The sequence below is a fragment of the Pseudomonas syringae genome, assembly GCF_002157375.1.
Classification (GTDB): Bacteria; Pseudomonadota; Gammaproteobacteria; order Pseudomonadales; family Pseudomonadaceae; genus Aquipseudomonas; species Aquipseudomonas syringae_T.
The window spans coordinates 187688-209915 of record NZ_MTSA01000009.1; the positions used below are offsets into that span (position 1 = coordinate 187688).

Below are 22228 nucleotides of genomic sequence, written 5' to 3' on the forward strand. Positions count from 1 at the left end.
GACACAGAGCCTGCCCCACCGGCGCCGTTCGCATCATCGGCCACCTGCTGAAGACTGCGCACGTCACACCAGCCAGTGCCACAACAGCAAGGTGCCGATAAGCCCGACCACCGAAACAATCGTCTGCAACACAGACCAGACCCACAGGGTCTGTTTCAGTTGCAGGCCGAAATATTCGCGGACCATCCAGAAGCCGGCATCGTTTACATGGCAGAAAAACACCGAACCGGCCCCGATCACCAGCGCGATCAGCGATGCCTGGACCGGTGCAAGTCCGGCCATCATGGGCGCAAGGATGCCCGCCGTGGTAGTGGTCGCCACGGTGGCTGAGCCGGTGGCCTGACGCAGTGCGACGGCGATCAGCCAGGCGAGCAGCAGGTACGGCATGTGCGCGCCTTCTGCCACCTTGCTGATGGTCTGACTGACCCCGGCATCCAGCAACGTCTGCTTCAGGCCGCCCCCGGCACCGATGGTCAGCAGCAGAACAGCGATGGGGGCAAGGCTTTTGCGCAGCGTTCCGCCGACATGGTCACGCGACAATCCATTTGCCCAGCCCAGGCAAACCGTTGCCGCCAGTACCGCAATGCCCAGGGCTACCAGCGGTTCGCCGAGAAACTTCAAGGTCAGCGCGATGTTGCTTTCAGGCTCCATCGTGATTTTCGCCAGGGTACTGCCGAGCATGAGAATCACCGGCAGCAGGATGATCAGCAGCGAGATACCGAACCCTGGCTGGCGACGGGTATCGGGTTTGGCGCTGAACAACTCGCCCAGCTCGGCGGGTTCTTCAATGTGCATGCGCCTGGACAGCCAGTTGCCGTAAAGCGGGCCGGCGAGAATCACCGCAGGCACGGCCACGCACAACCCCAACAACATGGTCAGGCCCAGGTCCGCGTGCAGGGCACTGACTGCGATCAGCGGTCCTGGATGTGGAGGCATCAACGCGTGCAGCGTGGTCATGCCGGCCAGCGCCGGAATTGCAATTTTCAGCAGCGGCTGCCCGGACTGACGCGCCATCACGAAGATGATCGGCACCATCAGGACCAGCCCTACTTCGAAGAAAAGCGGCAAGCCGATGACCATTGCCACCAGCGCCATGACCCAGGGCAGCGCCCTGCCCTTGCCCAACTTGAGCAAGGTAGACGCGATCCGGTCGGCAGCGCCGGACTCTGCCATCAAGGCCCCCAGCATCGCGCCCAGCGCAATGATGATCCCTGCTTCGCCGAGAATGTTGCCCGCGCCTTTGCTGAATGCCTTGGCAACCGATTCGGCAGGCAGACCCGCCCCTATGCCAGCGATAAATGTGCCCACAAGGATCGAGAGAAAGGGAGGAAGCCGGGTGGCGCTGATCAGCACGATGATCGTGGCGATGGCAATCAGGCAAAAAATAATCATGCGAGTGTCGTGAAACACCCAGGCAGCAGACGACAAATCCAACACAGACCCCCTATCGTTCGTTTTACGGTCAGGCGCTTTTCAGCGCGCTACCTCAAAGAGAACCGAAACAATTAGTTTCAATTTTCCGAACAATACCGGAACAGGAGCCTGCGCCGCAGCTAAATATTCGGTCAGCCAGCACTGTCCTAATCAGCAAACCCGACGTTCGCAGAAACGGCTCGGGCAAAAATACCACCCGCTTCGGGCAAGATGCACCACACAAGTGATGTGGGTATAGTGCGAATGCAACGAGCGTTCAATGTGTGCGGTCCAACCGACAGAATCAGCGATAAGCCGGCATTGCGTCACACACTAGCTGATCAAGCCACGATCAACTAACGGATCACTCGACAGGAAATCAGATGACCTCATCCAGCCAGCGTCTTGCCTTGCTTGAAGCCGTCGTCGAGCAGTCTTTCAATGCGGTCTTGATCACCGACGCCACGCTGACCGATGGCGGCCCGTTCATCGTGTACGTCAATCCGGCATTTTGTGCGATGTCGGGGTATACGGCAGAGCAACTGATCGGCCTGTCACCGAGAATTCTGCAAGGGGCGGACACCGATCCTCAGGTGATCGAGCGGATGCGCCAGTGTCTGGGCGAAAGCCTTTTTTTTGAAGGATCGACCGTCAACTACCGCGCCGACGGCAGTCCGTACATCGTCGAATGGAAAATTTCTCCGGTGCATGATGAGGCGGGCACCCTCTGCAACTTTGTTTCGGTGCAGCAAAACATCAGCCCGCGCATCCGGGCGGAGCGCGAACAATACTTGCTGGCGCAGGCGCTGAATGCGGCGCTTGATCCGATCATCATCACCGACTGCAATTCCCTTATCGTGTTTGCCAACCAGGCTTTTCAGCAGGTCACGGGGTACAGCGCAGTTGAAGTCATGGGTCAGAACCCTCGAATGCTGCGCTCTGGCAAACACGATGATGTGTTTTACGGGCAGTTCAAGGAAGCGCTGGCAAGCGGCGAACCCTTTCGGACCACGTTCATCAACAAGCGCAAGGACGGCTCGCTGTTTTATGCCGAACACAGCATCTCCCCGCTGCGCAACGTAGAAGGCACGATCACGCATTACGTCAGCATCAGTCAGGACGTGACCACGCGCCTGGGTCGTGAACAGAAGCTACTGGAGATCGCCCACAGCGACACGCTCACCGGGCTGGATAATCGAAGGGCGGCCGAGCACACTCTGGAGCGCATGATCAGTACCGCATGGATATCGGGTAACTCATTCAGCCTGATCATTTGCGATATCGACCATTTCAAGCAGGTCAACGACCGATACGGTCACCCGGCGGGCGACGCCGCACTGAAAAGCGTTGCGTCCATATTCAAACACCAGATTCGAACGTTTGATGTGGCTGCACGATGGGGTGGGGAAGAGTTTCTGATCATGGTGCCCGACAGTTCACTGGAACAGGCCGTTGAACTGGCGGACCGCATTCGCAAAGGCATAGAGCGTCTGGAAATACCGGAAACAGGCTCGGTGACCCTTTCTCTGGGGGTCGCAGAACTGGGCCCGGGAGAAACTGCAGCGAGCCTTATCCAGCGAGCGGACAAGGCGCTCTATCAAGCCAAACGCCTCGGACGTAACCGCGTCGAGGCGGCGAGGACTGACAACGCGGCTTACTGATACAACCGCGCGTCGCAATCAACAGCCCGGTTTCACGGCTGGCTGCCGGCAACCAGCACCGGCACTCTCAGCACTTTATTGGCCGCAGTGATGTACACCCAGTGCCGGGAGCCTGCCGAGCAAAACGCGAGATTGCCCGTGTCCTTGGCCTCCACCAGCAGCTTGCCCAGCAAGTCGCCGTTGGCCGAAAACACCTGAACACCTTCTTTGCTGCTGCTCCAGACATTGCCTTGCGCGTCGACCTTGACCCCGTCCGGGATCCCGGACGCAATGTCGGCAAACACTTTACCGTTGCTCAGCGCGCCATCACGCACGTCGTAGACCATGATCCTGTGCGCCAGCTTCGGGTTTTTGAAGTCGTGAGCCAATTGCGAGTCGGCCACATACAGCAGGCGCTGATCAGGCGAAAACGCCAGGCCATTGGGCGAGTGAAGTTCAGGCGTGTTCATCCTGACCACGGTGTCGCGCTCCGGATCGTAACGGTACACATACTCCCCGCCCTGCTCCGGTTTGCCCCCGTAACTCTCCGCCTTGTTCAGGACCCCAAATGTCGGATCACTGAACCAGACACCGCCGCGCTTATCGACGACCACATCGTTCGGGCTGTTCAAACGCTTACCCTGGTACTTGTCGACCAGCGTGCGCCACTGGCCGTCGAGCTCCTGACGCACGATCGCGCGCTCACCGTGCGAGGCGGCGATGATCCGGCCCTGGGCATCGCGAGCATGCCCGTTCTGGTAATGAGCAGGGTCCAGCCACGTACTGACGCCACCGTGCTCTTTCCAGCTCATGACGGTGTTTGCCTTTACATCACTCCAGATCACGCCACCGTCGGGCAGGCACAAAGGGCCTTCCGCCCACTTTGCCTCAGCGGTCAGCACGAGTGCCTGCGCATCGGGCTGAACAAGTGTCGAAAACCGGGGGTTATTGGCTTCGATTTTCAGAGGCGACGCTGCATCGGAGGCCATCACCGCACCGGCAGTCAAAAGCGCACCGCCCAGTAACAGCGCTGAAGTTTTCTTGCCTGGATGACGTGAAACTCGATTCATACACTTCGTCCTGTCAATCAATCGGCACAAGGGCCAGAGATACGTTGGGCAGCAGCGTCAGGCCTGAGTTTCACGATGAGCGGAATGTCGGGGTGGCGACTCACTCACAGGCATGCTCGCAGCCCTCGACAGACTGGAGCCGATCCACGCCGAACTTGAGAATGACGCCCAGTCCATAAGATTTCTTGCCAACGATGGAAAGAAGTCCCGTGGGCAACCATGCCTGACGGGGTGCGCGGGGGGGCATGCGTGGTTCGATGAGTCTGAACCCCTCCTCAACCCCACTGAATTTTTCCGCTCGCGGCAACTCCGAACAGTAACGAACAGCAATCGATGATCACTCACCGGAGGAAACCTCTATGACCACTGCATTCAAGGTTGGCGACGCCGTACGCTGGAATTCCGAAGCGGGCGAGGTACACGGCAAGGTCACCAAGGTGCATGTAAAAGACACTGAATTCATGGGCAAGCACCGGCCCGCGTCCAAAGAGGCCCCTCAATACGAAGTGAAGAGCGACAAGACCGGACATTCAGCGATGCATCATGAAGACGCGCTCAAACACGTTTGACCCGACGCTAATCACACGTGCGCGCTGACCGCGTTGCAATCAGCCGCTCGATTACCTATATTCCAGCCCGGCGCTGTCTACGCCACCTACCGCGGAAAGGGCTGCGCCCAGGATTCTGATTCAATATTTCGTCCCTACGACTCCCGACCTTCAAGCGGACAAGGTGTGTACAAGGAGATCGTATGTCCAGCCGTAACAAGTCCTCGTCCCATGATGGCCGTATCAACCTTGAGCAGCAGCGTAAACGTGCCAAGGAGCTTCTGCTGCGCCTGAAAAACGGCAGTGCGCCTGATCAGCTCGCATTGCTCGGCAACACCCTCCCCACCTTGTCAGACGCTCAATGGCTCATCGCCAGGCAGTCGGGTTTCAGCAGTTGGCCCAAATTGAAAGCGCATGTCGATGCGGTCGAATTTGCGGCACGACACGCGGATTTCGAGGCAAGTGACGACACAAGCACCGTGCATTGGCGATGTGGCAATGACATCGCGCACAGCCTGAAACTTGCAGGCTTCAAAGGCGCTTTCAACATGCTGGCAGACCCTATGTGCATGGGGCCGGTTCAGGACCTGCCTGACGATACGTACCAGGCGATGCGTAGCCAGTACATCAGTCAGGCATTTGGTCTGGACAAAACGGATGCCGCACGCAGGTTTAACGACGAATACTCGAATCTCAAGCAATTGGGCGGTTCTCATCACAGCGTGCTGTGGTGCGAGGCGGATGCGTACAACCAGCTGTTTCTGATTCGCGTACTCGCCAGTCTCGAGCAGTTACCCGCCAGGCTCGAGCTTATCGAAGTAAACCGGGTGCCCGGCGTCGAGCGTTTCATCGGTATAGGTCAACTGGCGCCTGATTTACTCGCATGGTTATGGCCACAGCGCAGGCCAGTGACGGAAGACATGCGGCAAACAGCCTGTCAGGCATGGCAGGCCTATTGCGCCGCCTCGCCAGTCGCGCTTGCCGAACTGGCCCATACGCCACAGCCAGCCTTGCCCTTTCTGTCCCCGGCCCTGTTGCGTCAGTTGCAGGAATTGCCGGGCGTCGATGACGGCCTGTCCCTGACTGAACGCCTGACGTTGCAATACATTGCCGAAACCGGATCGGTAACATTCGGTGAAGCCTTTGCCGAGCTGACAGGCAAGCGAGAGCCATTGCCGTTTCTGGGCGACATGATGTTTCACGCACTCCTGCGCCCCCTGATCGATTGCCCCACTCCCTTGCTGAACGAATCCGACACCCACCTGGAATGGCTGCGTCGCTCACTCACCCTGACGCCACTCGGGCACGCGGTGTTGGCAATGAAAGCGTACTGGCCCGATCATGCCGGTCACACCCGCTGGGTGGGCGGTGTCTGCGTGCAACCCGGCAAGCCTCACTGGGCAATAAACGCCAATGTGCGCCCGGTGTGGCGTGGCTGACAGAAGCGCTTCATTCGCCCCCACGCAACACTCACGAGGGCTCGCCCGAAGCCGGTGATAGCGTGCTGGCGCTATGGGTACTCCCAAAGCGCCAGGCATCGGTTCAGCAGACTGCCCGCATCAGATCACGCCGCACGCAGCGCGATCACCGCCACCGCCCAATGGCTTGGGCATATCGGAGTGGTTATCGCCGCCGGCATGAACCATCAGCGCATGGCCTTTGATTTCAGACAGCTTTTTCAGGCGTGGCGCCAATACCGGGTAGTTCGCGGCGCCGTCAGCCGTAACGTATAGCGCCGGCAGGTCGCCGAGGTGACCCTCAGCGTACGGGCCAAGGTGCTTACCGGTCTTGGCCGGATCGAAGTGGCCGCCGGCCGCCAATGCCGCAACCTTCACGCCATCCTTGGTGCCGGCTTCGCAGCTGCCGTTCTCATGCACATGAAAACCATGAACGCCTGCGGGCAGATCAGTCAGTTTCGGGGTGAACAGCAAACCATATTCCGTTTCGCTCACCGTGACGCTGCCGATGGGTTTGGGTGCGCCGTCAGCGCTGACCAGATTGATCGGAACGTCCAGCGATGCAGCCTGAACACCGAAGGAAAATACGCCAAGCAGGCCTAGCCAAAGATGAGGTTTCATAGGTTTCAATGCGTCCCTGATCAGGTAATCGAATGGAGCATCGCCGGCACGGTGAATCTGCATGCCAGGCAACGCTCTTGAGGTCACAGAGGGTGTGACCACAGGCCGGCGCCATTCGATGCAAAAAGATGAGCGAGGACCGCTCGGGAAAGTAATGCAAAACATCACAACCGACCTGCCGACACCTGTCGGCAGGTCAGTGATCGAGGCCTTTACGTGGCTACGACGTCAGGCACCCGGTGCTGAAACGTACTCAGATATCCAGGCAGATCTTGCCGAAATGCTGGTTGGTTTCCTGGTACTTGAACGCCTCGACAATGTCGGTCATCGGGAACGAACGGTCCATGACCGGACGCATGCCGTTGGCATCGATGGCGCGAATCATGTCCTGCTGCTGGCTGCGGCTGCCCACCAGAACACCCTGCATACGAAGCTGTTTGACCAGCGCAGGAACGAATTCCAGCTGGCCGGCGACACCGCTCAGGATTCCGATCACCGAGATATGGCCCGCGACTCGTGCGGCGTTCATGGAATGCTGCAACGTCGATGGACCGCCAACGTCGATGATGTGGTCGACACCCCGACCGCCCGTCAGCTTGCGAGCGGTCTCGCCCCAGTTGCTGTCTTTGCGGTAGTTGATCAGGTGATCGGCACCCATCGCTTGCAGACGCTCCAGCTTTTCGTCGCTGGAAGAGGTAGCGATCACGGTAGCGCCTACCATCTTGGCGAACTGCAAGGCAAAGATCGACACGCCGCCAGTGCCTTGCACCAACACGGTGTCGCCGGCTTTCAGCGCATCATCGACCATCAGCGCACGCCACGCGGTCAGGCCGGCAGTGGTCAGTGTGGACGCTTCAGCATGGCTGTAGCCCAACGGTGCATGGGTAAACGAGGTGGCGCGGGCAGTAACTTGCTCACGGGCATAACCATCGACGCCATCGCCCGGCACTGTGACAAAGCCTTCAACCAGCGGCTCACCGCTGATCCATTCAGGGAAGAACGTGCTGACCACCGAATCCCCGACCTTGAATTCGCTCACGCCATCGCCTACGGCGGTCACGACACCTGCACCGTCGGCCATGGGAATGCGTTTTTCGCTCGGCGCCCACATGCCGGTAACAACGGCGAAGTCATGGTAATTGAGTGAGTTGGCATGCAGACGCACGGTGATTTCACCGGTTTTCGGCGCCAGCACTTCGCTTTCACCAACGCTGACCTGATCGTAGCCGCCGCCGGCCTGCACGTAGATGGTGGTATTGCTCATGGTCAATCTCCTATCAATTCAACATTACGCAAAATGACGAAATGTATAACTAAAACTTATAACTCTTTCTTGAGCCGATCGGCGAACCGGTCGATGGCCTGCTCATCACGGCGGAAGTAAGTCCACTTGCCGATCCTCGTGGCCTGGACCAGCCCGGCACGCTGCAGAATGGCCAGGTGTGCGGATGCGGTGGAGGCCGACAGATTGGCTTTGGCCTGGATATGCGACACGCACACCCCTATCGCCGGATCACCGTGGTCCTGTGGAGGGAAATGGGCTTGCGGGTCTTTCAGCCACTCCATGATCAACATGCGAGTGTCATTGCCGACTGCTTTGATTTGCTCAAGAATCATGGGGCACAACATTACGCTTTTTTACGAAATGTTCAACCCCTCATGCAAGAGAAAATCACGTGGCACCGAAATTGATTACTGCTTCACATCGATATGACAAATGAAGCACTCTGTCGACCTTATAAAACCAAATGCACTGCCGCGAGCACCCCGCCCATGATCAATCTGAAATACAGCGCACTGGCCGTCCTGCTTCTGGGCATGACAGGCATGGCCCAGGCTCAGGAAACGAACTCTCACCTGGACAAGGTTTTGCAGGACGGTCAGTTGTCGGTCTGCACCACGGGTGATTACAAACCGTACACACTGCTGCGTGAGGATGGCGAATACGAAGGCATCGACATCACCATGGCACGCTCGCTGGCCAAGAGCCTGGGGGTCAAGGTGCAGTGGGTTCCCACGACGTGGAAAAACCTGATGCCAGACATGGTTGCCGGCAAATGCGACATCGGCATGGGCGGCATTTCAGTCAGCCTGGAGCGACAGAAGAAAGCCTTTTTCAGCAATACCCTGGATGTCGACGGCAAGATTCCGCTGGTGCGCTGCGAAGATCAGCCTTTGTACCAGACCGTCGAACAGATCAACCAGCCTTCAGTGCGCCTGATCGAACCCGCGGGCGGCACCAACGAAGCGTTCGCCCGCGCTCATCTGCCGAAGGCCTCCCTGGCTTTTCACGACAACAAGACCATCTTCCAGGCGTTGCTGGACAAGAAAGCTGACGTGATGATCACAGACGCCTCCGAGGCGCTTTATCAACAGAAACGCATGCCAGGCTTGTGCGCCGTCAACCCGACCCGGTACATGCAATACGGTGAAAAGGCGTACCTGTTGCCGCGCGACGATGTGACCTGGAAAAGCTATGTGGATCAATGGCTGCATCTGAGCAAAGCCACCGGCGAGTATCAGCAAGCGCTGGGAGAGTGGCTGGCCGTCCCTTCCGAATAATCCTTCAGGGAAGTGAGCGGCCGCTTCTCTGATGCACAACGGTTGCAAGGCGTGTCCGGGTGAAATAGCTTGTTGCAGATCAATCACTGGAAGGCAGTCCACGAGCATGAAGCCCAGCAAGCCCATCACCCGCGCGTTTTGCGTCGAGCTGCAACAAGAGCTGTCGATTGCAGCTGCCCGGCGTGAATACTTTTCTCAGGAGCCGCCCCGCAAGCGCTTCGAGTTTCTCTGCTCCAACGAAGCCTGCCGTGTACTGGGTGCAAAAGTAACCGGTGTTCGCTATGACGTGAAGCCGCAGGACAATCCGACGTTCGTCGCCGCGCACTTTCGCGCCAACCCGCATTACGATCACCACCCGGATTGCGAGTGGGTGGACGAGGCCGCTGACGAGAAGCAAGAAGACCCGGTCGAAGAAACCGACGTCCAGACGCGCCTGCGCAAGGCCAAACGCAAGCTGGACGACTACATTGATATCTTCGACCCGACGATCAAGGACCCGGCCAAAGACAAGTCCGGGGTAGAAAAGGCGGGCACACGCGCCCCTCAACCGCCCGCGGCCAATCCGCCGACGGACACCACAACCCCCAAGGCTCCCCGCTACAGCGAGACCCGCACCAACAACCTGGAGCGACTGGTAGACAGTTATCGACAGGCCAAGGCCGAGCTGTCGCTGGACGATTTCAAACTGCTGAAACTGAAAATTCCCGGCCAGGGCGAGCTGTCCTTGCGCTCCTATTTTCGGCACATCAAATACGCGCAATTGGGCGACAACGAACGCGTCCTGTTTGGGGGCGGGCTGATCGAACAGCGTTACGGGCTGGGATTCAAATTCAAGTTCTTCGACCGCCTCGAAGGCAAGCTGGTGACGCTGTACGTATCCCCCGCACAAATGCAGGCTTACCGTTCCAGCCGCTACATCAGCGAATTGCTGAGCCACGCCGATAACGTAAAGTTCTTCACGGTCTATGCACTGGGAACGCTCACTCAAAGCCCGTCAGGCAAGAGCTACAGCGTCGAAGTCGATGACCTGCGGCATCTGGCAATTGTGCTGGGGCCTGCGAAAGAACCCGTCGAGGAAGAGACCGTGCCTGCTTCCACTTAACCCGCGCCCCACACGATGAGTCGCAGTGGAACGCGGAACGTGACCAACGCCATGCCAACACGAAGTGCATTGGCATGAGCGTCAGTGGTCAGGGTTTGCATCGTTGGCAGATAAGAAACGATCAACCCACCCGATCAGACCTTCACAATCCAGCCTTCTGGCGGCTCGATGTCGCCGGATTGAACGCCGGTCAGTTCCTTGTACAGGCGCTGGGTCACCGGGCCGACTTCGGTCTGGCTGTAGAACACGTGCAGGTTGTCGTTGTAGGAAATCCCGCCAATCGGTGTGATCACCGCAGCCGTTCCGCAGGCGCCTGCTTCTTTGAACGTGTCGAGCTGATCGATGAACACATCGCCCTCTTCAACGGTCAGGCCCAGACGAGACTTTGCCAGTTCGATCAACGACAGACGGGTGATCCCCGGCAGCACCGAAGGTGACTTGGGCGTCAGGAACACATCGTCGTGAGTGATGGCGAAGAAGTTGGCCGAACCCACTTCTTCGATCTTGGAGTGGGTCTGTGGGTCGAGGTAGATGCAGTCCGCGAAACTGTGTTTCTTGGCTTCGGAACCGGGCATCAGGCTGGCGGCGTAGTTGCCACCGACCTTGGCGGCACCCGTGCCGTTTGGCGCGGCGCGGTCGTAGCCGGAGATCACGAAGTTGTTCGGTTTCAGGCCGCCCTTGAAATAGGCGCCAACCGGAATGCAGAAAATCGAAAAAATAAACTCAGGCGCGGTGCGCACGCCGATGTTGTCACCCACACCAATCACAAACGGGCGCAGGTAAAGCGCGCCGCCGGAACCGTAAGGTGGAATGAAACGTTCGTTGGCTTTGACGACCTGCTTGCAGGCCTCAATGAAAACATCGGTCGGAACATGGGGCATCAGCAGACGAGAGCAGCTGCGCTGCATGCGCTGTGCATTCTGGTCAGGACGAAACAGGTTGATCGAACCGTCTTTGCAACGATAGGCCTTGAGCCCTTCGAAGCATTGCTGGCCATAGTGCAGCGCAGTCGAGCCCTCACTGATGTGCAGCACATTATCTTCGGTCAGCGTTCCCTTTTGCCAGGCACCGTCTTTCCAATGAGAAAGATAGCGTTTGTCAGTCTTGATGTAATCGAAACCCAGCGTGTCCCAGTTGATGCTTTCTTGACTCATAACGCCCTCTATCATTTTAGCGACTGCCTGGACGAGTCAGGCCAATGCCTTATTCTGCCAGATCAGTCAGCGTCTGAGGCTTGAAATAAATGCAAACTGACATGGCATTTATGAGGCGCAGCCAAAGGCCGGCGCCCTCGGTGCCCAACGGTCATTCAACTCACGGAAGCCGAGATGCCTGACGCTGGCGAATGTAGTCAATAAACGTATCTATGTCCGGGCTGCACAATGTTCGCGCCACGGATTTGACCTCTTCCATCGGCCAGTCCCACCAGGCGGCCTGCAACAACAGTTCGCGAACGTCTTCTTCAAAACGCCACCGGATGAACTTGCAAGGGTTGCCGCCTACAACTGAATAAGGCGCCACATCCCTTACAACCATTGCACCTGCACCCACAATGGCGCCGTGACCGATGGTGACACCCGACACAATGACGGCGTTGGCGCAGATCCAGCAGTCGCTGCCAATGACCACATCGCCCTTGCTGGGCGCGTAATCCTGAATATCCGCCACCTGCTTGACCATCGCCGGAAAGGGATAGGTCGTGATCCAGTCTGTGCGGTGTTCGCCGCCCAGTAGAATCTTCACGCCTTCAGCAATCGAGGTGTAAGACCCGACCCTCAATATCGAGTCGTCACCAAAGTCGACAATGTCCGGGATGCCATAAGTCCCTATCCCCACTACCGCTCGTGGATACTTCAACCTGATCTTTTCGGCATGCCTCTCCAGCTTGTCCATGTTGCGCAGCTGCCTGCGCACTTTCCTTGTTTTCAGAAGCTCGATGAATTTCATGATTACCTTGAATCAGATCGATGTTCGAACAGCCGGGTGCCCCTCACCGATAACTGAGGAGTAAACGCTTGCAGCGCCGCCAGGTTGTTCGATTGGCATATCTAAAGGGGATGGAGAGCAACAGGTTCCAGGCATACCGCTTGTCTTCAACCGCTGCGTATTTGAGGGCCTTGTTGACGAGCATCGTCCTGCCCCTCTGATACTCAGGATGGCTGCGGTAAGGCTCGATAGTCTTCAGGTCGGCGTCCAGCAGGACTTTGTACTTGCGTGAAAGATTGTTCGGGTGACGGCGATAACGCGTCACGACTTCGGGAATGACGTGAATTTCATGACCCAAGTGGGCAATTCTCAGCGTCGCCTGAAAATCCTGAACCTTTATCTCCGGGTTGTAACCCTGCGCGTCGCGCATGGCCTGCATCCGGTAAAGCGCGACCGGCGCCCCGACAACAATTGCACCTCGTAATATGTCGTCGAACGTCAGCCGTTCGATATGGTCCCGCGACTGGCATTTGATTCTGTTGCCGTCACAGTCCATGTAACTGATGAGCGCGCCAACGCAGCCCACCTCAGGGTGCTTGTCCAGGTACTCAGCGCGGATGCGCACCGAGGACGGCAGCATGATGTCATCGAGATCGGGAGTGGAAAGATAGACACCTTTCGCGTACTTCAGACCGTGATTCAGCGCAGCGCTGACACCCTGATTGGCCTGGCGATAGAGTTGGAACGGATAGCGCTCCTGCAAGGCCTCAAGCATCGCGATGCTATTGTCAGTGGAGCCGTCGTCGACAACGATGACTTCAAAATTTTCGTAGTCCTGAGCAAAGATGCTCTGAATCGCGGCCTCCAGAAAACGCTCGGCGTTGTAGCAAGGGGCAATGATAGAGACCAGGGGTCTGGACGTACGAATCTGACTTTCCGGAAAACTCATGGGTACCAGCCATTTATCAAAGATCAGCCCTGAAGACCGGAGGTCAGATCTGCCAGGAGAGTGTTAAAAATTCGTTACATCATGCTGCAAATGGATACATTTTGCCATCCCAAGCGCTTACACCTTTCATCAAGCGCACAGCAGCCTTTGCTCAACACTCACATCAGGGGAGTGAAAATCCGAACCAAAAAAAACCCCATTCTTTGCAGAATGGGGTTCAGGGCGTTGCGTCAGGTGGAATCAGAAGGCGTACGTCACCAGCAATTCCTTTGTCACCTGAAAGTCCACCGACATCATCACGCTCAAGGCCGTGATGGTGAAGATGGAGAACACAAACAGCTTGCGAGCCCAGACGGTGTCGTCAACGGCCTTGTAGCCCTTCCAGGCCATGTACAACCAGTACATGCCCATGCCCGCTGCGACAGCGAGATAATTGAGGCCCGCATAACCACCTACCGTCAGCATCAGGGTCGCTACGAGGAACGCCAGAATGTAGAGCAGGATGTGGCGTTTGGTGACCAGAATGCCGCGCTTGACCGGCAGAACCGGAATCTTCGCCGCACGATAGTCGTTGAAACGGAAAATGGCGATCGCATACGAATGCGGCATCTGCCAGAGGCTGAACATCACCAGTAGCGTCAACGCCGCGAAATCGAAGCTGTTGCTCACTGCGCAGTAACCAATGACCGGAGGCATCGCCCCCGACAGGCTACCGACGAGTGTGCCGTGAACGGATCTGCGTTTCAGGTACAGGCTGTAGAAGCCGACGTAGATGACAAACCCGATCACTGCAAACAGCGCAGCCAGTGGATTGGCCTCGGTGTACAGCAGGGCAACGCCTGCAACACCGAGCAGGGTTGCGTAGAGCAAGGCGAGTTTCAATGAAACCAGGCCCTGCACCAGAACCCGGTTACGGGTCCTTTCCATTCGCTGATCGATATCGCGATCGATGCAGTTATTGAACACACAACCGGACGCAACCACCAGGGAAGTACCAATGACTGCGGCGAGGAACACGCCGAAGTCGATATTTCCCTTGGAAGCCAGAAAAAAGCCACCTGCCACCGAAAGCACGTTACCGAAAATGATCCCCGGCTTGGTGATTTGGATAAAGTGCTTCAGTGACATCTGGTATTCCTCAATGCGCCATCATTTCGCGGTGGACGCTGAAAATGATCCACAGCGACAAGCCAACCAGCAGGACGATAACCATCGTGGTAAAGGCGAAGGCCATCACGTTGTTGCGCTGCACGCTCGTGAAGTCCAGGTGCAGGAAGTAATGCAAATGCACGAGGATCTGGATGATCGCGAAGACCAGGACGATTGCGATCGTCATGTCCTTCGGCAGCGAAGGCGACATCACCAGGGCAAACGGAATGGCGGTCAGAATGATCGACAGTACGAAACCGATGATGTACGACTTCACGGAGCCGTGACTATTGTCTTCAGCGGAGTGATGCGAATTCGACATTACAAAGCCCCCATCAGATAGACAACGGTGAACACGCCGATCCAGACAACGTCCAGGAAGTGCCAGAACAGGCTCAGGCAGCTCAGGCGCGTCTTGTTGGTATTGGTCAGGCCCTTTTTCTGGACCTGGAACATCATGATTGCCATCCAGATCAGACCGCTGGTCACGTGGACGCCGTGCAGACCGACCAGCGCGAAGAACGCTGACAGGAAGCCACTGCGGCTCGGACCGAAGCCTTCATGGATCAGGTGATGGAATTCATAGATTTCCATCCCGATAAAGGCAGCACCGCACAGGAACGTCAGCGCCAGCCAGCCCAGCACCTGACTTTTCTTGCCCTTGTACAGCGCCAGCATGGCAAAGCCGTAGGTGATACTACTGACCAGCAGGAAGGCGGTTTCCACGGCCACGAATGGCAGCAGGAAGATGTCCTGGCCGGACGGGCCACCCGCAACACTGTTGACCATCACGGCGTAGACCGCGAAGAACGAAGCGAACAACACGCAGTCGGTCATGAGGTACAGCCAGAAGCCGTAGACCGTCATGCCACCGCTGTCGTGGTGATCGTCATGCCCATGATCATGGTCGTGACCGTGATCGTGGGCTCCGGAGTTGATAGCAATATTTGACATGTTTAAACCTGTTCCAGCGAGGACTTGACAGGAGTGTATGCACCGTTGGCCGCCAGGACCTTGTGATGCTCACCTTCAATACGCGCTACATCTTCAGCAGGCACCATGTAGCCCTGATCGTCGCGTGCAGCATGAGCAACGAAGACGGCGATGGTTGCTACCAGGCTTGCGCCTACCAGCCACCAGATGTGCCAGATGAATGCAAAGCCGAAGACCGTCAACAACATACCCATGTACAGGCCGGTGGCCGTGTTGTTAGGCATGTGGATCGCCGAGTAGCGAGCAGGAACCTGATAAGCGGTACCGGCACGTTTGGCATCGGTGAACGGGTCGATGTCGTCAGCCTTTGGCAGCTCGGCAAAGTTGTAGAACGGCGGTGGCGACGAAGTGGACCATTCCAGGGTATGGCCATTCCATGGGTCACCGGTCAGATCACGATTGCTGTCGCGGTCACGGATGCTCACGAACAACTGGATAAGCTGCGAAGCGATACCCATGGCGATCAGCACGGCACCGAACAGTGCGACGTCCAGGTAGATGTTCCACTCTGGCATGTCGGTAGCGTTCAGACGACGGGTCATGCCCAGGAAGCCCAGCGCGTAAAGCGGCATGAACGCGACGAAGAAGCCGACGATCCAGAACCAGAACGCTGCCTTGCCCCACTTCTCGTTCAGGGTGAAGCCGAACGCTTTAGGGAACCAGAACGCGAAGCCGGCGATGTAACCGAAGACCGCACCGCCGATGATGACGTTGTGGAAGTGAGCGATTACAAACAGGCTGTTGTGCAGTACGAAGTCAGCACCTGGAATCGCCAACAGAACGCCGGTCATGCCGCCGATCGAGAAGGTGACCATGAAACCCAGGGTCCAGAGCACTGGCGCGGTGAAACGCAGACGGCCCTGATACATCGTGAACAGCCAGTTGAACAGCTTCACACCCGTCGGGATCGCAATGAGCATCGTCGCCAGGCCGAAGAAGGCGTTGACGTTGGCACCCGCACCCATCGTGAAGAAGTGGTGCAGCCAGACCATGAAGCCAAGGATACAAATCGCACCGGAAGCAAAGATCATCGACTTGTGGCCGAACAGACGCTTGCCGGAGAACGTGGAGATCACTTCCGAGAACACACCGAAGGCCGGCAGGATCAGGATGTATACCTCAGGGTGACCCCATGCCCAGAACAGGTTCACGTACATCATGGGGTTACCGCCCATTTCGTTCGTGAAAATGTGGAAGTCCATGTAGCGGTCAAGGGTCAGCAGCGCCAGGGTAGCGGTCAGGATCGGGAACGAAGCCACGATCAGGATGTTGGCCCAGGTGCAGGTCCAGGTGAAGATCGGCATGTCCATCAGTTTCATGCCGGGGGTACGCATTTTCAGCACGGTCACGAGGAAGTTGACCCCCGTCAGCGTCGTACCTAACCCGGATAACTGTAGCGCCCAGATGTAGTAGTCAACCCCCACGCCAGGGCTGTATTGCAACCCGGAAAGAGGCGGATACGCGACCCAGCCGGTCTTGGCGAACTCACCGACACCCAGAGACAGGTTGATCAGCAGCATGCCTGCCACCAGCAGCCAGAAGCTCAGGGAGTTCAGGAACGGGAACGCCACGTCGCGAGCGCCGATCTGCAGAGGCAGAACGATGTTCATCAGGCCCGTGAAGAACGGCATCGCCATGAAGATGATCATGATCACACCGTGAGCGGTGAAGATCTGGTCATAGTGCTCAGGCGGAAGGAACCCTTCAGCACCGTTCTGGGCCATCGCCAGTTGGGTACGCATCATGATTGCGTCGGCAAAGCCGCGCAGCAGCATGACCATGGCGACGATGATGTACATCACGCCGATTTTCTTGTGGTCAACGGACGTGAGCCACTCAGACCACAAGTACGTCCACTTGCGGAAATAGGTGATCAACCCGACAACCGCAATACCGCCGAGCGCGATCATGGCAAGGGTCACCATGACAATCGGCTCGTGGAACGGTACCGCTTCCAGACTTAATTTGCCAAACATCGTTTACTCCTCTGCCCCAGCAGCTGAATTTTTGCCTTTTTCCGCACCAGCGTCACCGGCCACTTCTTTCTCACCGACGACGACCTTCTTGCCTGGATTCATACCTTCATACTTGTCGATGACGATCTGGAACAGGTTCGGAGTAACCGAGGAAAACAGTTCGACAGGGTTGCGTTCGCTCGGCTTGATCAGCTCGGCGTACTCAGCAGTGCCAAGCTTTTTAGGTGAGTTCTTGACTTCGCTGACCCAGGCGTCGAAATCAGCCTGGCTTGTAGCGGTAGCCTTGAACTTCATACCGGTAAAGCCCGCGCCACTGTAGTTGGCCGACATACCGTTGAACTCGTGATTCTCGTTGGCAATCAGGTGCAGCTTGGTGTGCATGCCCGCCATCGCGTAGATCTGACCACCCAGACCCGGGATGAACAGCGAGTTCATCACACTGTCCGACGTGACCTGGAAATTGATCGGGGTCTTGGCAGGGAATACGATCTTGTTGACCGTGGCGATGCCGTAGTCCGGATAGATGAATACCCACTTCCAGTCAACCGAGATCGCCTGAATGGTGACCGGTTTGACGTCTGACTCAAGCGGACGGTAAGGGTCCAGTTCGTGCGTCGAGACGTAAGTGATGTACCCCAGGAAGACCAGCAGCAGCATGGGTACGCCCCAGACTGCGATTTCGATCTTGGTGGAGTGCGACCAGTCCGGCGTGTACTTGGCAGCCTTGTTCGAAGCGCGATACTTCCAGGCGAAGATCAGGGTCATCAGAATGACCGGGATCACGACGATCAGCATCAGCAACGTAGCGATTACGATCAGGTTGCGTTGCTCAATACCCACCTGCCCTTTTGGATCGAGCAGAGGTACGCCGTCGCATCCAGTGAGCAGAAGCATACCGAAAAGGGCCAAGAAGCCAAAAAACCTGGGGTACCTTTTTTTACTCATTTCACGACCTCTAAAAGCAGCTTGCGCGGTGCAGTTGGGTTTCGACCGCCAACACTTCGCCCTGCCAGTGCCGGCTAATTTTTTTGAATTGAACAAGGGCCTGCCAGTACGCACAACGGCATATCGACAAGTCCGGGTTGAGCTATGGATTCTTGTTTTTTGAGTTGCTGGAACTGCCCATCATTCAGGGCAGACGCTTTCGACGCGGCCATTATACGCCCTCCGAGGCAAGCGTTGCGCTGCCTGTTCAGAGTACACAGGGGACGCTCCAAGCCTCAAAATGCTGATCGTTCAGCCAGGCTGGACGACAAGTGCTGGGGATTGTAGATATGTAAATTTTTAATGACTATGCCTAATTTTGTAACAGTTAATCTCCAAGGGCGTAACAATAGCCTTGAAAACCCGCTATCCGGCCAGAAAAAAGCCCCGTGATCACGGGGCCATTTCAACGAAAGCCCCTGTATTTAGTAAGGTTTGCGGCGGTTGCGGATAATGCATGCCGGGACCAGAACGGCGGTCAGTACGAACGCTACCAGCGCCCATTGCGCGAGTGACAATCCGAGTACTGGCGGATATGGCGTCGTGCAGAAACCGCTGACCTGAAAACCTGTAGGAAACAGTGTAGCCAATGGCAAGCCGTCGACAATGGGTTGCAGGACGTCGATCCCGCAACTGTCGGACGGATGGGCAAGGATCCAGACGTGGCGGCCAGCGGCGGCAATACCGCCGAGCGCACTCACGGTTACCAGGGCTTCGCACACTGTGACACCCCGGCGCCCGGACAGGGCAGCGCCGATGAAGGCAAAAATCGCGATGAACAACAGCGCGTAGCGCTGCAGGATACACAGCGGGCATGGCGCCTCGCCCAATACGATCTGCATGTACAGAGCGCCCCCGATGAGGGCCAGACAGATGATGCCCAGCAAGACCAGAAAGCGCTTTTCGCGTCTTAGATACAACGTGTTGTCGCTCATTCACATACCTTACTGAACTGATGAAGTGGTTTGCCAAAGCCGCCCGACCTGCGGGCCAGGGCTTGAACAGGGGTGTACGGCCCGGCCGGCACGGGTGAGTGCGCGATGATCATCTGTCTGGACAGGCAACTCAAGCATTCCCCAGCCGTACGGGCTCATTTGCCAGCCGGGTGGTCTTCGCGAAGGCATCCGGGAAGCAGGCTGGCTGCTTTTCGCCAAAAACCGAAATCGATCCCTTCTATATATAGAGGGGTGCGTCAGATTGTCGCACCACCTCTTCTATATATAGCTGCGGTATTTTGCCGCAGGGCCGGTTTTGGTCAATAAGTCAGGCTGTGGGAAAGCAGGACGCAGCCTGTCGGACGGTGAAAAGCGACAACGTGTCGCACCCCTGCGTGGTTTGACGCCGCAGAAACCAGAGTGCCACTATTGGCGCCTGACCGGATAGCTCAATCAAGAGATCGCGCCTCGCCGTTTCAACGGTGCATACAGCTGAGGGTTAAAAATCCTCAAGCCTGCACGCAGCAGGTCGATAACCTGTCATAGAAAGTTGTTTGCCGCCTCCAGGCGACGAAACACCTACAGCCAGAAGGTTACTATGTCCAAGAACGTCCGAGCAGATTCACTTTCGCTGCTCCTCTTCACGTTGCGCAGCGGCAAGCTGATGGCGATCAACCTGCTCAAGGTCAGTGAGATCATCCCCTGCCCTCCCCTTACCCATCTTCCAGAATCACACCCGCACGTCAAAGGCATCGCGACATTGCGCGGTTCATCGCTGTCGGTCATTGACCTGAGCCGTGCCATCGGCGAACGCCCACTGGCCGACCCCGACGGCGGTTGCCTGATCGTTACCGACGTCAGCCGCTCGAAACAGGGTCTGCACGTTCAGGCCGTAAGCAAGATTGTGCATTGCCTGACCACCGACATTCGCCCGCCACCTTACGGCTCCAGCAGCAAGTCGTTCATTACCGGGGTGACTCAGGTGGACGGTGTGCTGGTGCAGGTGCTGGATATCGAAAAAGTCATCCACGGCATTGCGCCGGCGCAGATCGCCGTGCAGTCAACGGAGCTGGCCAGAGAAGACGCCGAGGTACTCGGCAAGGCGCGGATTCTGGTCGTCGATGACAGCCAGGTGGCGCTGCAGCAGTCGATCATCACATTGCGCAACCTTGGCATCGAGTGCCACACGGCTCGCAGTGCCAAAGAAGCCATCGATGTGTTGCTGGATCTGCAGGGTACTGCGCGGCAGATCAACGTGGTGGTGTCCGACATCGAAATGTCGGAGATGGACGGCTACGCCCTGACCCGGACACTTCGGGATACGCCTGATTTCAGCGATCTGTATATCTTGCTGCATACTTCGCTCGATAGCGCGATGAACAGCGAGAAGTCGCAGATTGCCGGGGCCAACGCTGTTCTGACCAAGTTTTCGTCACCCGAGTTGACCAAATGCCTGATCGAGGCCGCACGTACGGTAGTCGCTCAAGGGATCTGACCCCCGGTGCCACCACCACGGCACGTCCGAACCCGACCGATGCATCTGCCGGACACTACTGGCTGATGCGTCGGGATCTTGCCCTGCCGATCCCCGCCACACACTGGCCGTCAGCGGTCATCCCCCGCGCGTTCACACTTGAACACGCCGCCGAGGTTCACAGGCTGCTGACACTGGGCTATAGCAGCAGCGAGGGCAGCGTCCCCGATTACCACACCTGGCTGACCGCGTTAGAGCGGAACCCGGAATCCGACCTCTCACGTTGTTTCCTGGCCATGCTCGATGACACCGTTGCGGGCGTGATCGTCTGCTGGACCAGCGCTTTCATCAAAGATCTGGTGGTACACCCCGAGCATCAAAATAAAGGAATCGGCTTCGCCCTGCTCAACCACCTGTTCACGCATCTGGCCAACCCTTTGAACCCGAATGGCGAAGCGTCGGTTGATCTTCATGTCATGGAAAGCAACCAGAGGGCACGGCATCTGTACGAAAAATCAGCCCTGTCTTACGTCCGGCGTTTTCCTGTCCCGGCCTCCTGATGCATCAATGGCCGAAATAGCACTGGCGCACAACTTGCTTCCTGAGTCGAATCAGCCACAAGGGAGACCGATTGTCGTCACCCGCCGCGCATTTTCGAACGGATCATTGAAACAATGGATACCAAGTTTTCCTGTGTGGGGTGCGGCGGGTGCTGCACTGATCATCACGTGCCACTCACGCTCGTCGAAGCCACGCAATGGGCGGCGGACGGGGGTAGCGTGATTGTGCTGACCGAAGCTTTTCTGAGTAATGGCTATGGGGTTTCGGAGGTGCAGCGAAACCACGCCACCCGCCGTTCGACCGAAGTCAGCAGTGGCAACACGACGGCCTTCGTTGCGATCACGTTCGCGGCCTACAACGTTGGACGCTGCCGGAATCTTGACGAACAAAACCTCTGCAAGATTTATGAGCGTCGACCGCTGGTGTGCCGGATCTATCCGATGGAGATCAACCCCCACATCCCGTTACGCCCGGAAAACAAAGGCTGCCCCCCCGAGTCCTGGGAAAAGGGCCCCGACCTGATCGTTGGCGACAGGCTGGTCGATACGCAACTGATGAGCCTGATTGAGCAGTCCCGCCAGGCTGATCGGGACGAGATCGCGGCCAAACAGTTGATCTGTCAAAAACTGGGCATCCGCACCACAGCGCTCAAAGGCAACGGATTCGTCGCCTACCTGCCGGACATGAGCGCGTTCGCGGCCGCCATCGAACAGCTCGCTGACAGCACGAACATCGTGGCAGGCCACGCAGACTGGGCGTTTCACGTCGCCGGACAGGATGCCCTGGCTGCCTTGCAGCAGGAAGGTGCGGAGGTGACCGATCGGGAACCGGCCTCCTACCTGTTCATTCCGCTGCAGGCGGCCTGAAC

The 22228-nt window shown here is 57.4% G+C and carries 22 protein-coding genes; 8 read left to right on the forward strand and 14 right to left on the reverse strand.

Features of this window, described 5'->3' with window-relative positions; translation table 11 throughout:
* Positions 1-63: 63 nt before the first annotated feature.
* Positions 64-1434 (reverse strand): GntT/GntP/DsdX family permease, encoded by a 1371-nt coding sequence (locus BW686_RS13685; RefSeq protein ID WP_084917671.1) that lies wholly within the window; start codon positions 1432-1434, stop codon positions 64-66.
* A 362-nt stretch (positions 1435-1796) separates the two neighbouring features.
* Between BW686_RS13685 and BW686_RS13690 the strand changes: the two genes are divergently transcribed.
* The gene (locus tag BW686_RS13690) at positions 1797-3074 is read left to right on the forward strand and encodes a sensor domain-containing diguanylate cyclase (protein ID WP_084917570.1); all 1278 of its coding nucleotides are present in this window, start codon (positions 1797-1799) and stop codon (positions 3072-3074) included.
* A 32-nt stretch (positions 3075-3106) separates the two neighbouring features.
* On the opposite strand, the gene BW686_RS13695 is transcribed toward BW686_RS13690, so the two are convergent.
* Entirely contained in the window at positions 3107-4123 is a 1017-nt protein-coding gene (locus tag BW686_RS13695; protein ID WP_084917572.1) for an SMP-30/gluconolactonase/LRE family protein, read from the reverse strand.
* Between the two features lie 359 nt (positions 4124-4482).
* Here BW686_RS13695 and BW686_RS13705 point away from each other — a divergent pair, with 359 nt between their 5' ends.
* Positions 4483-4692 carry a DUF2945 domain-containing protein gene (locus BW686_RS13705; protein WP_084917577.1) on the forward strand — a complete coding sequence of 70 codons (210 nt, stop codon included), beginning with the start codon at positions 4483-4485 and terminating at the stop codon, positions 4690-4692.
* A gap of 182 nt (positions 4693-4874) precedes the next feature.
* The gene (locus BW686_RS13710) at positions 4875-6110 is read left to right on the forward strand and encodes a DUF1835 domain-containing protein (protein WP_084917579.1); all 1236 of its coding nucleotides are present in this window, start codon (positions 4875-4877) and stop codon (positions 6108-6110) included.
* 120 nt (positions 6111-6230) lie between these two features.
* Here BW686_RS13710 and sodC read toward each other — a convergent pair whose 3' ends face one another.
* The 3 genes from sodC to BW686_RS13725 form a co-directional block, all read right to left on the reverse strand.
* Positions 6231-6749, reverse strand: coding sequence for a superoxide dismutase family protein (sodC, locus tag BW686_RS13715; RefSeq protein ID WP_084917673.1), 519 nt, complete (start codon positions 6747-6749; stop codon positions 6231-6233).
* Between the two features lie 253 nt (positions 6750-7002).
* A complete protein-coding gene (locus tag BW686_RS13720; RefSeq protein WP_084917581.1) occupies positions 7003-8013 on the reverse strand; it encodes a zinc-dependent alcohol dehydrogenase family protein in 1011 nt (336 codons plus the stop codon).
* Positions 8014-8069: 56 nt separating this feature from the next.
* The gene (locus BW686_RS13725) at positions 8070-8378 is read right to left on the reverse strand and encodes an ArsR/SmtB family transcription factor (RefSeq protein ID WP_084917583.1); all 309 of its coding nucleotides are present in this window, start codon (positions 8376-8378) and stop codon (positions 8070-8072) included.
* A gap of 144 nt (positions 8379-8522) precedes the next feature.
* On the opposite strand from BW686_RS13725, the gene BW686_RS13730 reads away from it, so the two are divergent.
* Entirely contained in the window at positions 8523-9311 is a 789-nt protein-coding gene (locus BW686_RS13730) for a transporter substrate-binding domain-containing protein (protein ID WP_084917585.1), read from the forward strand.
* Between the two features lie 106 nt (positions 9312-9417).
* The gene (locus BW686_RS13735; RefSeq protein ID WP_084917587.1) at positions 9418-10413 is read left to right on the forward strand and encodes an ATPase; all 996 of its coding nucleotides are present in this window, start codon (positions 9418-9420) and stop codon (positions 10411-10413) included.
* Positions 10414-10547: 134 nt separating this feature from the next.
* Here BW686_RS13735 and BW686_RS13740 read toward each other — a convergent pair whose 3' ends face one another.
* From BW686_RS13740 to BW686_RS13785, 9 genes are all read right to left on the reverse strand, one after another.
* Positions 10548-11567, reverse strand: coding sequence for a branched-chain amino acid aminotransferase (locus tag BW686_RS13740; protein ID WP_084917589.1), 1020 nt, complete (start codon positions 11565-11567; stop codon positions 10548-10550).
* A 160-nt stretch (positions 11568-11727) separates the two neighbouring features.
* Positions 11728-12360: a CatB-related O-acetyltransferase gene (locus tag BW686_RS13745; protein ID WP_084917591.1), complete on the reverse strand. Its 633-nt coding sequence runs from the start codon at positions 12358-12360 to the stop codon at positions 11728-11730.
* 43 nt (positions 12361-12403) lie between these two features.
* On the reverse strand, positions 12404-13288 hold the full coding sequence (locus BW686_RS13750) for a glycosyltransferase family 2 protein (protein ID WP_084917594.1): 885 nt from the start codon (positions 13286-13288) through the stop codon (positions 12404-12406).
* Between the two features lie 240 nt (positions 13289-13528).
* Entirely contained in the window at positions 13529-14416 is an 888-nt protein-coding gene (gene cyoE, locus BW686_RS13755; protein ID WP_084917597.1) for a heme o synthase, read from the reverse strand.
* A 10-nt stretch (positions 14417-14426) separates the two neighbouring features.
* Positions 14427-14759: a cytochrome o ubiquinol oxidase subunit IV gene (gene cyoD / locus BW686_RS13760; protein WP_002552345.1), complete on the reverse strand. Its 333-nt coding sequence runs from the start codon at positions 14757-14759 to the stop codon at positions 14427-14429.
* Complete coding sequence (locus BW686_RS13765) at positions 14759-15391, reverse strand: cytochrome o ubiquinol oxidase subunit III (protein WP_084917599.1); 633 nt, start codon at positions 15389-15391, stop codon at positions 14759-14761. Before BW686_RS13765 ends, cyoD begins: the two co-directional genes overlap by 1 nt.
* A 2-nt stretch (positions 15392-15393) precedes the next feature.
* A complete protein-coding gene (gene cyoB / locus BW686_RS13770) occupies positions 15394-17406 on the reverse strand; it encodes a cytochrome o ubiquinol oxidase subunit I (RefSeq protein WP_084917602.1) in 2013 nt (670 codons plus the stop codon).
* A 3-nt stretch (positions 17407-17409) separates the two neighbouring features.
* Complete coding sequence (gene cyoA / locus BW686_RS13775) at positions 17410-18351, reverse strand: ubiquinol oxidase subunit II (protein ID WP_084917605.1); 942 nt, start codon at positions 18349-18351, stop codon at positions 17410-17412.
* A gap of 464 nt (positions 18352-18815) precedes the next feature.
* Positions 18816-19325, reverse strand: a complete 510-nt coding sequence (locus tag BW686_RS13785) for a disulfide bond formation protein B (protein WP_084917608.1) — start codon at positions 19323-19325, stop codon at positions 18816-18818.
* 598 nt (positions 19326-19923) lie between these two features.
* Here BW686_RS13785 and BW686_RS13790 point away from each other — a divergent pair.
* The 3 genes from BW686_RS13790 (at position 19924) to BW686_RS13800 (ending at position 22226) form a co-directional block, all read left to right on the forward strand.
* The gene (locus tag BW686_RS13790; protein ID WP_084917611.1) at positions 19924-20820 is read left to right on the forward strand and encodes a chemotaxis protein; all 897 of its coding nucleotides are present in this window, start codon (positions 19924-19926) and stop codon (positions 20818-20820) included.
* Positions 20821-20885: 65 nt separating this feature from the next.
* Positions 20886-21359 (forward strand): GNAT family N-acetyltransferase, encoded by a 474-nt coding sequence (locus BW686_RS13795; RefSeq protein WP_084917614.1) that lies wholly within the window; start codon positions 20886-20888, stop codon positions 21357-21359.
* A 114-nt stretch (positions 21360-21473) separates the two neighbouring features.
* The gene (locus BW686_RS13800) at positions 21474-22226 is read left to right on the forward strand and encodes a YkgJ family cysteine cluster protein (RefSeq protein ID WP_084917617.1); all 753 of its coding nucleotides are present in this window, start codon (positions 21474-21476) and stop codon (positions 22224-22226) included.
* Positions 22227-22228 lie beyond the last annotated feature (2 nt).